The organism is Baaleninema sp. (genome assembly GCF_049974805.1).
Lineage (GTDB): Bacteria > Cyanobacteriota > Cyanobacteriia > Cyanobacteriales > Geitlerinemataceae > Baaleninema.
The window spans coordinates 1-13,796 of record NZ_JBNGCO010000119.1; the positions used below are offsets into that span (position 1 = coordinate 1).

General features: G+C 53.5%; 11 protein-coding genes and 1 pseudogene. 6 read left to right on the forward strand and 6 right to left on the reverse strand.

Annotated elements, in window-relative coordinates:
• The first annotated feature begins 487 nt into the window (after positions 1–487).
• Positions 488–1,957 carry a hypothetical protein gene (locus ACP5D4_RS18215; protein ID WP_428013041.1) on the forward strand — a complete coding sequence of 490 codons (1,470 nt, stop codon included), beginning with the start codon at positions 488–490 and terminating at the stop codon, positions 1,955–1,957.
• 97 nt (positions 1,958–2,054) lie between these two features.
• The gene (locus tag ACP5D4_RS18220; protein WP_428013042.1) at positions 2,055–2,225 is read left to right on the forward strand and encodes a hypothetical protein; all 171 of its coding nucleotides are present in this window, start codon (positions 2,055–2,057) and stop codon (positions 2,223–2,225) included.
• Between the two features lie 398 nt (positions 2,226–2,623).
• Here the strand turns inward: ACP5D4_RS18220 and stpA are convergent, their stop codons facing one another.
• The 4 genes from stpA to ACP5D4_RS18240 form a co-directional block, all read right to left on the reverse strand.
• The gene (gene stpA, locus ACP5D4_RS18225; RefSeq protein WP_428013043.1) at positions 2,624–3,925 is read right to left on the reverse strand and encodes a glucosylglycerol 3-phosphatase; all 1,302 of its coding nucleotides are present in this window, start codon (positions 3,923–3,925) and stop codon (positions 2,624–2,626) included.
• A 484-nt stretch (positions 3,926–4,409) separates the two neighbouring features.
• Entirely contained in the window at positions 4,410–5,543 is a 1,134-nt protein-coding gene (locus ACP5D4_RS18230) for a GNAT family N-acetyltransferase (RefSeq protein WP_428013044.1), read from the reverse strand.
• Between the two features lie 5 nt (positions 5,544–5,548).
• Positions 5,549–6,814 carry an aminotransferase class I/II-fold pyridoxal phosphate-dependent enzyme gene (locus tag ACP5D4_RS18235; protein ID WP_428013045.1) on the reverse strand — a complete coding sequence of 422 codons (1,266 nt, stop codon included), beginning with the start codon at positions 6,812–6,814 and terminating at the stop codon, positions 5,549–5,551.
• Between the two features lie 267 nt (positions 6,815–7,081).
• Positions 7,082–8,194 carry a Rieske 2Fe-2S domain-containing protein gene (locus ACP5D4_RS18240; RefSeq protein WP_428013046.1) on the reverse strand — a complete coding sequence of 371 codons (1,113 nt, stop codon included), beginning with the start codon at positions 8,192–8,194 and terminating at the stop codon, positions 7,082–7,084.
• Positions 8,195–8,303: 109 nt separating this feature from the next.
• On the opposite strand from ACP5D4_RS18240, the gene ACP5D4_RS18245 reads away from it, so the two are divergent.
• Positions 8,304–9,476 (forward strand): MFS transporter, encoded by a 1,173-nt coding sequence (locus tag ACP5D4_RS18245; RefSeq protein ID WP_428013047.1) that lies wholly within the window; start codon positions 8,304–8,306, stop codon positions 9,474–9,476.
• 221 nt (positions 9,477–9,697) lie between these two features.
• Here ACP5D4_RS18245 and ACP5D4_RS18250 read toward each other — a convergent pair whose 3' ends face one another.
• Complete coding sequence (locus tag ACP5D4_RS18250) at positions 9,698–10,255, reverse strand: pentapeptide repeat-containing protein (RefSeq protein ID WP_428013051.1); 558 nt, start codon at positions 10,253–10,255, stop codon at positions 9,698–9,700.
• A gap of 215 nt (positions 10,256–10,470) precedes the next feature.
• On the reverse strand, positions 10,471–12,057 hold the full coding sequence (locus ACP5D4_RS18255; protein WP_428013048.1) for a photosystem II high light acclimation radical SAM protein: 1,587 nt from the start codon (positions 12,055–12,057) through the stop codon (positions 10,471–10,473).
• 403 nt (positions 12,058–12,460) lie between these two features.
• Here ACP5D4_RS18255 and ACP5D4_RS18260 point away from each other — a divergent pair, with 403 nt between their 5' ends.
• The 3 genes and pseudogenes from ACP5D4_RS18260 to ACP5D4_RS18270 form a co-directional block, all read left to right on the forward strand.
• A complete protein-coding gene (locus tag ACP5D4_RS18260) occupies positions 12,461–12,850 on the forward strand; it encodes a DUF1830 domain-containing protein (protein ID WP_428013049.1) in 390 nt (129 codons plus the stop codon).
• A 185-nt stretch (positions 12,851–13,035) separates the two neighbouring features.
• Positions 13,036–13,473 (forward strand): DUF4079 domain-containing protein, encoded by a 438-nt coding sequence (locus ACP5D4_RS18265; RefSeq protein WP_428013050.1) that lies wholly within the window; start codon positions 13,036–13,038, stop codon positions 13,471–13,473.
• Positions 13,474–13,514: 41 nt separating this feature from the next.
• Positions 13,515–13,796 (forward strand): annotated as a pseudogene (locus tag ACP5D4_RS18270) (hypothetical protein); the annotation flags it as partial.

Consider the following 13,796-nt stretch of genomic DNA (forward strand, 5'->3'; position numbering starts at 1 on the left):
TCAGCTACCTGAAGGGGGGCACGAAGCCCCCGTGCTTCAGCCGGGGGTGCTGACGTTGAAAACGATCTGCAAACAAAGTCATACTGCTATAGAAACCAGTTCCGTTTCTGTCATAGCATAGAAGTCCCTAAAAAGGCTATAACCTCCCATTCAATGGGTGTAAATTATTGCGAAAGCGTACCGCAGAACTTCCGAAATCGACCGCCCGTCGTGTCCGGGGATGGAGGCGACAGAGGGAATTTCAGGGAGGTTTGAAAATCCGATGGATGTCCGCCAATCCGGGTACGTCGAGAGAAACTCCCCTTGGCCAAGGGGAGTTTCTCAGCCGGGGATTTCGGAAAGGGGAGAGGTTCCCTTGTCTCTCGAAGACTTGAAAGGCGGCCGGGCGATCGAGTAACGTTCGAGAGTGGATCGATCGAGCCATACAGATTGTTCGAGACGTCGGTATCGATGGCAACTTGAATTCGGAACCTTGAGGCGAAAACCCGTGAGAAGATCGCTGCGAGAAAGTCCTCCCAACGAGACGCTGTGGAAGGGCATTTTACTTCGTTTGAGTCTGGCGGCCATGTTGGCCGGTGCCTCCGGTGCCATCGCCGGTAGCGTCTGGTTAGCCACCAAGTTGATGGTCGATCCTGACGGACTCCACTGGCTCTCGAAACGCTTACCCCAGTGGACGCGCATCGCGCTCGAAGATCCCCACGCTCCCCAAACCCTAGAAGAAATTCGCACTCGAATTCAAGCCTCGGGGCGAGTCGCCGCCGAACCCGTCAGTTTAACGGCGCAATCCCAAGCGGGGGATCTTTTACTTCCAGTGTTGAAAGAGCGTCCCGCCCCCTGCGAGGTTCAATGTCGCCAAATTGTGGAACTGCGGGTTTACCAGCGGCTCTCGGAGGATAGGCTCGTGGCCGATCGCTCCATGGGCGATCGCACGCTTTACTATCTAGCCGAACAAGTGGCCGTGAGCGGCCCCCCGGAATCCTTTGCCATCGCGCCCTTAGTGGAGGCCAACGCCGTCGCCGACGGTTCCACGCGGCCGCTTCCGCTGACGAACATCCAGCGATTGACGGAAAACGCACCTCAAGAGGGTGTTTGGCTCAACCTCATCGGCGAACGTCCCGCCGGGGACACGCAGTTGGCTTACGGTCAATTGTTTCTCTACAACGGCGATCGATACCATCTCAGTTTGATGTTGCAATGGAGCAGTCCCGGCGGACAACTCCCCTACTGGCAAGAGTTTACGGGAGGCGGAACGGCGGAGTTCCTGGTAGAACGAACGGTGGGTCTGGAACCGGATTTTGAGGTCTATCGCCTGCAACCGCGCAATTTCCTGCTGAATCCGGTGCAGTTACAACCGATTTCCCTGACGGAAGCTGCCCTAGAGAGTCGCACCTACAAAAACGCCCTCTTGCTGGCGCGAAGTGGCTTGTGGTCTCCTGCCCAGCAGATTTTAGAGTCGATTCGGCTTCGCAGCGGGACGCAGTGGACGCCGGAGGCTCAGGCGCAGTTAGACGCTATCGCGTTTCACGCCGACGTCACGCGCACTCAGGCCAGCGCCTCTTGGGCGAGTCCCAGTCAAAAGCTGCTGGCCGCTTTACTCGACGGTCGCTGGAGGCAAGGGTTAGAAACGTTAGATGCTCATCTCGATCGCCGCTCTGACATCGTACAGATGCTCGCAGCGGATACCGATCGACTGTGGCGGCGCATCGATGCAGCGGTGCGCGTCAATCCGACGGAAGAGGAGGCCGTGGTTTGGGGGGTGGTGGTGTTGGCTCTACAGCAAGACCGACCCAGGGCGATCGCCTGGTTGCGGGAGCGGGAAAACGTTTCGGCCGAGACGTTCGATCGCGCCGTTCGTCTGTTAAATCAGTTGCAACTCGGCAGTCCGGGGTTAGATGAGGCTTGGGACTTTGAGGAAGAAACCCAAGATGCGATCGAGGTCACTGGGGGCCGACCGTAAAATCACGGACAACATAGATTTCGATCGCAGGTTTTTACGCGAAATCTGGGAACAATAAAACTAACGAGATCGGATTGAGTTTGAAAGGAGATGGGCTGTGTCTGCCATGGATACCATTTTAGAAATTCTCCACAGCAAACGGTTGACGCCAGAACTCGAACGTCAGCTCAACATCATGCTGTGGGCGCGGGAGTTCGATGACATCGAACTCGCCGCCTTGCGAGAGTTGGAAACCCTTATTGCCAACGGTGCGATCCGGTTGGGGTGAAGGGCCGCTGCGATCGCCCCACCATGAGTCTAGTTACTTCTGTAAAATTACGTATGATGACTTCCGTATTATTACGTAAGTTCGCGTTTCGTAACATATCTTCATAGACGCGGGAAAGCCTTGCCGTGTCTGCTTTTTAGAAAATCACCCCCCAGGAATGTCGTCGATCTCGCAACGAGACGAGACGTTCTGCACAAAATATTCACAATTCGATCGTTTAATCAAATTAGATTAAAAGCAAACCGCCACTCAACTTATAAAAGGCGGCGCGATAAATTAGCCCGTTTTATAAAGGGCAAAACTATAATTCGGCCCGCTTTCTATAAAGGGCTGCCTCATACCACAAAGGCTTGTTGTCTCAGCCCGGGCGATTTCGTCCGGGCTGATTTTTGAGGGAATTAGGGAACGAGGCGGAGTCGGAACTTTTCCTGACGGGCGTGGGCGACGGTTTGGAAAAACTGGCTGTATTCGGGATGTCCGCCCGCAAAAGCCATGTTGAGGACGAGGGGATCGTCGCCGTCGCGAGTATCACCGGGACCTTCGAGAACCACAGACGCCTCTCCTTGTTTTTCGATTTTCAGAGGTTTGCGGTTTTTTACCTCGCCGCCGCTACTATCGACGTACACCACCGTATTCCCCTTGTAAAAGGCATTTCCGATATCTTGAATCAGTTGCAAGAAATTTCGATCGCTTCCGCCGCGACGCACCACGTATCGATCGCCGTCGCGTTCCACAGTACTGTTAACCGTATCCCCGACCCCCACCAAAACGGGCATTTGATGGGGGTCGAAGTGGGTTTTGACTAACTCCAATAACTCCTCGTGACGTTTGGGGGCGTTGCGAACGCTGAAATCTTCCCCAAGGGGATAAGTTCCCGTCCGACGGTAGTAGTAGCGGTTGAGAATCGCGAGAACCCCCGCTTCCTTAATCGCCCCGCGAATCATAAACTGAAAATCCGTCGTTCCCGAATCCCCTTCCTTCGCGAAGCGGACGATTTCCAAACCGCGATCGTCCCGTCCCAAGTTGGGGGCGTAGTGAACGAAGAAAGAGTCTGTTAACCCCTGGCTGGCGGCGTCTTCGAGAAGTTCTTCCATCAACTGCTGCATCGCCTGTTGCAGTACCACGTAGGTTTCCGGCTTATCTTGCAGTTGTTCGTAAAAAACGTTGAGGTTCGCCGTCGGCGAGGCGATGTTGTCTAAAACAGCGGCGTCGATGGAGGACTGAACGCGATCGATCTCGATGGCCTCGGGATAGTCGTCACAGAACTGTTTTAGCCGTTGGGCGATGCGTTGGGGAACCGTTTGCAAAAACGCCATTTCCGCATCGCTAACGCCGGGATGAGAAACCTGTCCGTCGCGATCTTGCCATTGCACGCCCCCCGCCGCCAAACCCGGGAGATACAATCGCGCGTCTCTGGCGTAGGATTCGCTTCCAGCGGCGGTTTCGACGATGCGGTTGACGCCCCGCCTTCCAGTATGTTCGCCGTTGGTGAGGACGAAGAAGTGACCGTCAAAGATTTTCGTGGCTTTGACGTAACCGAGATCGATAACGCGGGTGAGGGGGTCTTTCACGAGTCCCATACAAACGCCGTCGAGGTCTTGAATTATCAAGACGTTCTCAACATTGACGAGGAGGTTCGCCAGTTTGTCGGTTTCGAGAGAGAGGGGTGTGGTGTGAAGTAAAGGGTGAGGAGATGACATGGACGGTTTTAATTCAGCGATTTTAGCGATACAGAGAACAACCGAGACTAAGGCAATTGTACGGGGTTGTCGTGCGGCGGTGAAGTTTAAATCCGTTGGGGGGGCTACGCAATGCCTTGAATGAAGGGCGTTTTAAGGCGTGCGATCGACGACTTCCAATCTCGACATTTCTCAGGTTGTGGTATATTTTTTATTAAATTTTACGTTAATATCATGTTTTAATTTACGGACTTATACAGTAAAGTTTATCAGCTAATTTTATGCGGAATTCAAATTTTAAACAGCCGTTTCTCTCAACTCTGCAAAAACCTCTCTGTGTCCTCTGTGCCTCTGTGGTGAAGACTTTTTAAATTGGTGGATTAAACCAACCCTCAAAAACTTCAATTTTTAGAGTCGGTCAGCTTGTCTCCCATAAATGTACGTTTTTGAGATGCACCCCTTTGAGTTTTTTTGGGTTAAAAAAAAGGGGGGAGTGTTGAGTTTTTTAAGAATTTAGTATCGGTTTTTCGTAAACGCGATAGGTTTTAGCAATTGTACCGCCCGAAGCTTCCGTAATTTTTCTAGACGGATGGTTGTCTTCCCAAATCCAAGACAATTCCGCCCGTTTGTAACCGCTTTGTTGTCCCCCTTGCATGGCTAAATAAACCAACGCCAGCGGCACCATTTTACGACGAAATTCCGGCAGAGCGCAGAGCGTAATCATCCGCGCTCGATCGATTTGGCGGCGATACCATAAAAACTTGAGGATGCCCCACCAATTCAACTTACCGTTGACGTGCTTGAGAGCGATATTGTAATCGGGCAATCCCATAAAAAAGCCCACCATTTCCCCGTTATATTCAGCAATGGGGAAAATGGCGGGATCGACGAGGGTTTTGAGTTGTTGAGCTTCTTCAAAAAACTCCTCTTCGCTGCGAGGGGAGGAACTCCAGTTATTTGAAAACGCCTGAGTGAAGAGTTTGTAGAGATTGCGAACGTCACGATCGAACCCGTCCCCTTTAAGATTCACCGGACGGAACGTCACCCCGGCTTTCAACGCCACCCGATAAGCCTTCTCAAACTTATCCGATAGCGGTTCCATCGGAAAATCGTAAGCGTAAGCGTCTTTGGCTTTCACCCATCCTTCCCGTTCCATCAACCGAGGATAGTGCGGGGGGTTGTAGGGCATCATCACCATCGGCGGCGAATCGAACCCCTCCACGAGAAACAGACAACTGTTGTGAGTAGATAAATTTATCGGACCGCGCACTGTCGTCGCGCCTCGATCGCGCAACCAAGACGTCGCCGCTTCGAGGAGCGATCGACCCACCTCAGCATCGTCTATACATTCAAAATAGCCGAACAGTCCGATATTTTCCCCTTCGCGTTCGATGAGGCGGTGGTTGAGGGCAGCCACCACCCGGCCGACCGCGCGATCGCCGGAGTCGAGGGCGATAAACGGCTGAAATTCCCCGTACTGAAGAAACGGATTGTCCTCCGACGGGGACAGCTGCGAGGCGATCGAGACGCGAATCGGTTCGACCCAATTTCGATCGCCCGCATATACCAACCGAGGCACCTCCAGAAAGCGACCTAACGCCTCAGCCGTCGTAACCGGTCGGATCGTAACTGTCCCCATACCCCTTACGCGCTCACCGTAGCCGTCGAGGATACCATCGCCTCGCGAGTTTCCACCATCGCATCCACCAACCGATCCATTTCCTCTTTCGTATGGAGGGCGTTAGCAGTAATCCGCAGGCGGGGTTTAGCGATAAACCAAATCGGCGAAATCCAGATACCATGGCGGTCCATCATATGACGGGCAAAGTATTTCGGATTGATATCCGGAGGTAAGAGTACCGGAATCACGTTAGTTTCGCCGATGGTCTCAAATCCTTGTTCCACCAAGCGCGATCGCAAATAGCGGGTGTTGGCTTGCAGCGTTTGCACCAACATAGGATTTTGGCGAACTTGGCGAATACTTTCGAGGGCGGCCGCCGTCGTCGGGGCGGGTAGAGAAATCGTACCGATGGAAGTCGGCGAGACCGTCAGCAAGTCGTTGAGTTCCGGACTCGGACTGCTGAGGGCAGCCCCGGCAGAGGCGGCGAACTTCGAGAAGGTAGTCATAATAATGGGAACCATACCTCGATCGACCACCTCTTGAGGCAAGATACCGTAATACTCGTAAATTCCCCGTCCCGTCGGTCCGATGGCGCCGCTGGCGTGGGCTTCGTCCATCACGATGACGCTACCGGGGTAATTTTCCATCACCTCGAGATACTCCGGTAAGGGAGTTACATCCCCGTCCATAGAGAACACCGCATCGGAAATCAGCATAATGCGATCGTCCGGTTTAGCGTAGCGCCGCAGCTTCCGCGCCAAATCGTTCGTATCGTTGTGGCGGTAGGCTTTCACCCGCACGTTAGGGCTGTGGCTAAAGGCTTTCCCCGAGCGGTTGTTGGCGTGGCTGATGGCGGAAATAATACAACCGTGATTGAGAACGTCGCTCAGAATCAGAGTTTCCCGCGTGTGTTGAAATCCCGGGACTGAAATCGCCAGATGACAGAAGGCGTCCATCAACGCCTGTAACGCCATCCACGCATTCAAAAACAGGTGCGTGTGGGGCAGATGTTTGAACTGCGAAACTTCCCGTTCCAGTTGGCGGTGTAAATCGATGCGACCGCTTAAGGCTTCGCAAGAGCTGTTCGAGGTACCGTACTGTTCGATGGCGTCGATGGCCGCCTGTTTCACCTCGGGATTTTGAACTAAGCCGAGTACGTCGTTCGTGCAAAAGGTTAAAACCGTCAACCGTCGTCCGCTGACTGGCTCTTCAATGTCAACCAGATTCCCGCGTTTGCCATGACAGATATACTCATCGGGATACAACCCGTGTGCGTGTACCTTTGACATGTACTCTTTGATAACTTGCACTAGCTTTCTCCCCTCACCGTTTGTCTAGATAGTTGATAGGCTGCGGTTTCAACATCGTCGGGTGCGCGACGCCGAGCGTTGGACTTGAAATCTGTTAAAAAGTTTAATTCCGTCACGCACCAAATCTCAGTGTAATTTCCGTTCTGAAGATACCTGTTCTCTAGGTTGACAGGCAAGATTGCTGTCACGCCGCTGCGATCGCGAAATCGATCTGACCTTTAGAATAAGAAGTTTGTGTCGATCTCGCTAGTCTTTTCCAGCGCGGGAACTGTCACGGTCGGTCAAAGACCCACTGTGACTGTCCTCTTCGTCCGAAGCCGCCAAAACGCGATCGTATTGGGCGACGATCGTGCGTTGCAGGGCGATAATAGCAGGATTGACCTCCACGTAACGCCGTTGCGGGTTCGCCGAATAGTTGCGCTGTTCGCTTTCCATCATACCGATATCTTGGTTGAGAAACCGTTGAAACAGCACCTTTTCGATAAATAACGTCAGCGGCGTTTTCAGGGAGTCGAGAATCCAATCGGGAAGGCGAACTTTCAGGAAAAACAGGGCAAACGACCGAGTTTCCGTCGGTCCGACGGGCAGGCGCATCAAGTGGATCGACGAGACCCCTTCGAGGGTACTGTAATAATGGGGGTAGCGATAGCGCACGGAGATCGTCCGGGTCGTCACCTCGTCGGCGCTGTCCGTCAGACCTAAAAACTTCGCCATCTGTCCTTTATAAGACACCTGATAACTGGCACAAACGCTGTCTTCGTCCTGTTTGAGATCGAGTAAAACGGGGTCGAACCAGCCTTGAAGTTCTTCGTGCAGAAAGCCGTGGAAAACGTCCATCGCGTTTTCGTTAGCGATGGAAAAATGAGCTTGGAAATGTCCCGTAATCGGCACCATCAACCAGTCTTCGTTTCCGTATTCGGGAACCTCCGGCGGGTTGCACAGGTGGGCGAGTTCGGGATTCCCCGGAAACACCCAGACGATGCCGTACTGTTCCCGCACCGGATAACTCCGTGCTTTGGCACAGGGAAGCTTGCTGTCCGGGGGAAAATAGGGGATGTTGACGCACTCACCGTCTCCGTTGAACTCCCAGCCGTGATAGGGACACAATAAATGACGCCCCGAGACTTTGCCTTTGTGGAGTTCGACCCCTTTGTGAGGGCAGGCGTCTTCGAGGGCGTACAGTTGTCCGGAGTCGTCGCGGTAGACGGCCATCGGTTGCTGCCAGACGGTGACGGCTTTCACCTGACCGGTTTTAAATTGTTTCGACCATCCGAGGGGATACCAATGGTCGGGATTGATTCCCACTTCCCGCACGCGGTTTTGTACGGTTTGACCGCTTAACGTCGTCGCCAGTTTCATGATTTTTCCTCCTTAGATGCGGGACGCCAACACCCCAAGTTTCGATCGTACCAGAGCGATCGAGTATGTCATCATACTTGAGTTCTAGAAGTTTTCAAATTCAGCCTTTATGCACGCCAAGTCACGCCCTGAGTGGTTTAAGTTGTCCGTGGTGCTGGTGGCGGGGTCTCTCACCACTATGTCCGGCGGCGTCATCGCCCCGGTTCTGCCTGAAGTGATGGGACAACTCCACATCGATTTGGCTCTGGGCGGCGTGTTGGGAAGCTTTCACTGTTTGACGCTGGCGTTGTTCAGTCCGCTACTGGGGCTGCTGGCCGATCGCTTCGGACTGTCTCGGGTTCTCGTTCCGTCGCTGCTGTTCTACGGTATCTTTGGCGTGGTGGGCGCGTGGATGACGGGGTTTTGGTCGCTGCTGGCAACCCGCGCCCTTTTAGGTATCGCCTGTGGGGGCTTGGCCGCCTCCTGTTTGGGGGTGCTGGGGCGGATGTACGACGGCGAAGCCCGCACCCGCATCCTCGGTTTGGCCACGGCGGTCTTGACGCTGACGGGCATCGTCTACCCGCTTCTTGGCGGTCTGGCTGGAAACCAAAACTGGCAATACGCTTTTTATCTCAACGGTGTTGCGTTCCCCTTGACAATTTGGGCGTTTTATGTATTTAGCGGCAAAACCCTCGCGCCGAGTCAGGAAGCCGCGACGCCCCAGCGAGGCCAGTTGTTCGGTTTACTCAGTCGTCTAAAGACGTTGCGGTTGTTGCTGACGATGGGTTTGGCGTCGGTGGCGATGTACGCGGTGGTGATTTACGCGCCGATTTACCTCGATCGCCTGTTGGGGTTGAGTCCGAGTCTTAACGGGGTGGTTTTGGCGTTCCGCGCCATCGGTGCGGCGGCGATTTCGGCCTTTGGTGCCAAGCCGTTAGCCAAACTCATCGGACTCGATCGATCGACGGCGTTAGGCTTTGGTTTGATGGCCGTGACGCTGGCCTCGATTCCTTGGATCGATGTCTTTTGGGGAACTCTCATCGCTGCTGCCATCTTCGGTGTGGGGTTTGGCTTAGTCCTCCCGAACCTCTACAACGCCCTCGCGAACGTCGCTCCCTTCGAGTTGAAATCCAGTATTCTCGCCCTGGGAACGGGAATGAGTTTTCTCGGTCAGTTCGCCTCTCCTGTGATTCTCGGTGTGGTTCTCGATCGCTTTGGCTTAGAAGTGGTTTTCTACGCTGCCGCCATTTTAACGATTTGTGCCAGTTTCCTCCTCTTTGCCCCTGTGGGGATTCGGCGGTGAGGGGCTGAGGGGATGATGGGAGGAGGGGATGCGGACGGCTTTCGCGACGGAGGGCGATCGCGATCGTTCTCTCCCAACGCTTCGCCGACAAACCGATCGTTTGGCTGGTTTCTCAACTGGACGTCACGTTAAAAACCCTGGGGCTTTGGCTGGTGTTGCCCCTGGGGTTTTTGGTGTGGCTGGGGCGATCGATCGGGTTTCGCCGCCTCGAACGCCATATATTAAGCGGTGACGATGGCGCCCTGTTGCCGTAACTCCTCTTCGATATCGGCCGTCAATCCAATGGTATGGACGAACTTCGCAGCTTTCACCAAAGCTTGGCTCAACAAGGTATCGTTGAGATTCGCTTCCCGTAAATCCGCCCCGTTGAAATTGGTTCGATCGAGTTTCGCGTCTACGAGATTGGCGCGAAACAGGTTCGCCTGACTCAAATTCGCAAAACTCAAATTAGCGTGGCTGAAATCCACACCGCCTAAATCCGCACCGCTGAGATCCACACCACTCAAATCCGCGCCGCTGAGATTGGCACCGCTGAGATTGGCACCGCTCAAATCCGCGCCGCTGAGGTTAGCACAGTAGAGGTTTGCGCCGATCAGGGTAGCGTTAAACAGCGTCACCCCCACCAGATTGGCACGAAACAGGTTCGCCCCAAACAGATTCGTCCGGAAAAAGCTGGCCCCGCTTAAATCGGCGCCGTTGAGATCGGCTCGGAACAGGTCGAGATCGCGGAAGTTCCGTTGTCCGGCGGCGTATTGTTCTAGCAATTCTTTGGCATCTATCATAAGTTTCCGAAAGAAGCCTTTTGACTCGTTAGATATCCGTTATATCTCTATTGTGGCGGGTCGATCGCGTCTGTGGGGATACTGTTATCTTTTTTGAAGATCGATCTTTCCCCGATTATATCCTATAAGATCCCCGGCATCTTTAAGATGCCGGGGATCTGGCGTTACAGGAGGATGTCAGGATGGGTTAGAAGGGATTTTGGCAATCTGGCTTAACGGACGCCAGCCAGGGATTTTTGAGGAGCGCGATCGACCATCGGGGCGCTGAGAGCCTCCTCCAGTTCCGCACAACCCAACCGTTCCTCGAGGATGTCCATCACTTCCCGTCCGAAATCGAGAGGATTGCGCTGCCACGCTTCCAAACAGACTTCCCCAAAAAACGAGCCCAAGGGTTCGGGATTCCACAGGAGTTTCCGCGCCGTCCAAGGCATCATACTCATGGGATCGTAACCCGGTTTCAAGATGCCTTTATCGAGGGCGTAATCTTCCAAATGGGTGTGAGGTTGCAAGCCGATGAAGAAAATGGCGGGTTCGACTTTATCTCGCCCGAAAATCCGTTCCAGTTCCCGGTGATAGGCGATCGTCTGCCGAATGGTCTCGTAAGTTTCGTCAATGACGTTAAACGAATAGTTGACGGAGACGAGATCGTTAAATCCCGCCGCTTTGAGATCGCGGCAGTTTTCCAAGACGACGCGCAGGTTGTACCCCATCCGCATCTTCCGTACCAGTTCTTGAGAGCCGCTGGTAATGCCGATCTCGAAGTAGTTCATCCCCGTTTTCACCATTAAATCGCACAGTTCGGGGTTGAGGTTGTCCGCCCGGATGTACGCCGCCCAATGTATATCCTCCATCCCAGAATCGAGGATTTTTTGCAGCAGTTCGATCGCATCGTTGATGTAGCGGCGGGCGGGGATAAACTGGGCGTCAGTAAACCAAAAGTTGCGAATGCCTCGATCGTACAGTTGCCGCATTTCCTTCGCCACTTCCGAGGCAGGATTGACGCGGACTTGTTTCCCTTCGATGACGGTATAAACGCAGTAGCAACAGTTATGGGGACAGCCCCGTTTCGTTTGAACGCCGATGTAAAAATCGCGATCTTGGAAGTAATACTCGAATTCCGGCCAGATGCTGGCGATATAATCGTAATTACAGGCCGTTTTTTCGATGGGGGTGGGTTTTTCGTGAATCAACCGCTCCCGAGGCGTGGTTTCTCCCGCCACGTAACAGCGTTCGTCTTGAAATTCTTGTCCGCGAACCAAGCGTTCGAGGAGGGTTTCCCCTTCCCCGACGGAGATGATGGTTCCTTTGGGTAGGCTGTTACCCAGTTGTTCGTAAAACACGCTCACCGCCCCGCCACCGACGACGCAACGGGCGTCTCGGTGGTATTTACGGGCCCGTTTGAGACCTCGCCGAATCAGGCGGGTATTGCGCCAGAGTTCGCCGTAATAGGACGCCGCCAGACGCAAACCGCCGAAGGCCCCCCGCAGTTTCACGAGGGGATTGTTGGCGTAGTAAAACTCGAAGGCATTTTGCAGGGGGTTGCCGCCGCGTCCGCCAACTGGGGCGTAAATTTGAATGTCTCGCCAGGAAAAAACGAGCAGTTGGGGTTTGAAATCGTCGATGCTGGCTTCGAGGGCGCCCGGGTAGTCGAGGGGAGGTACGGCGCCCAGGTCGAAAATCCGCTGTTCGAGATGGGGGAAAAGCTTGTGTAGGAAATCCGCTAGGTAAACGACGCCGATGGGGAAGATGGGATTACACGGCAGACGGACGTATAACACCCGCTCGATTTTCGTACTCATTTTGAAAACGCTTTTCACATATCTTTACTTTTAAGATAGCACCAACCTTCAATCGAGGGGGACGAACGAGGTTTCCCGAGGCAACTCACTGCCGCCTCGGGGAACGCAATTGACAAATCTAGAAAAAATCTTTAATGCCTTCAACACAAAGCCAAGACCCTCTAAGATGGTCTGCGGAAACATGGCCTGACTTTAATAACAGCGATCCCGAGCATCTACCGCTATCGCGTCTTCGATCGCCCTAAATTTTGCTTTTTTTCTCAAAAAAACCCAACGATTCGCTCGATCGAGCGCAATTTCCAACACTTGTATTCGCTTTTACAGCCATCTGGGATCGCCAGGTGTTAGGCTTTCAGGTATAACAATCGATCGACTTTGAAGAAAGCACGTTTCTCAAAAAATCATGGCTCAGATCCTCGATCCCTTACCCAAGAACAGCTCCAACCCAATTCTCTGCTGCTACATCAACGCAACCAGCCAAATCCAAGTCGCTCGCATCACCAATATTCCCAATTGGTATTTCGAGCGGGTGGTTTTTCCGGGGCAACGTTTAGTATTTGAGGCACTGCCCCAAGCTCAACTCGAGATTCATACAGGCATGATGGCCAGTTCGATTCTCTCCGATACCATTCCTTGCGATCGCTTGAGGGTTTCGACTGAATCTCACGGTATGGAGGATTCTACCTCAAAAGAAGACACCTCGAGTGTAAAGAATCATGAAGCTGCCGTTGAAGACGGTATGGAGTCTTCGGCGAGTAGCGATAAGGAACCTGCTTTAGCCTCGATTGAATAACCAAAACCCCTTTAATCAAAAATCCATTAAAGGTCAACGCAAAAGGTGTGAGGGAGTACGAGCCTGTCGTCTCGATGGGAGACTCAAAACGACTCAAGAGGTAATCCATCGCGATGTCGCGCTGGATCGCAACAGAACTAACAGGGTAAGATCCGAGGGAACCTCGCCAATCAAACGCGAAACCCTTGGATCTTCCTTCGTTTTTATGGTTGTGGCGTATCGCCGCTTGGTCGATGGGACTCTCCCTCACCGCCTACGTTCTCCTCGGAATGACTGGAGGCTGGATGTTCGCCACCCGAACCCAGAAAAAACCCCGTCCGAAGGGGTTGCGTCTCGCCCATCTCATCGTGGGGGGAACGTTGGTAACGCTGGTGTTGCTGTTGCTGACGATTGGGATTGTCGGAACCCTGGGTTACTACGGAAATTTAGGACATTCGGCGCATCTTCCGGCTGGGTTGTTGGTGGTGGCGTTGGTTCTGGTGTCAGCCGTCAGTGGGTTGCGAATCCACGCCAAACGCCCCGATATGCGTGGCCTTCATATCGCAACGAACCTGCTGTTGTTCGCCGCCTTCGCCGCCGTGTCTTGGACGGGGTGGAGTGTCGTGCAAAAATACTTACCTTAATTTAAGTTAAGTAAAGTTAACGAGTTTAAGGTGCGATCGCCGTGTCTGAGTCGCCAGTGTCTGAACCCTCAATTTTTCGCATTTCTCCGTTAATCCGCCTCACCCTCATCGGATTGTATGTCGCCTTGACGGTTCCGCTTCCGTTTTTGGCGGAAGTGACGGAGGCGCCGGTTCCCCCTACGTTTTTGTGGGTGGGAATTGCAGTTGGCTTCGTGGCGTTGTACGGAGTATTAGGAGAACGGGTAATTCTCGACGAGGCGGGAATTTGCTTGACACTCCCCGGCCTAAAGGCGCGGGGATTCTCAGTTCGCTGGGTGCCCACT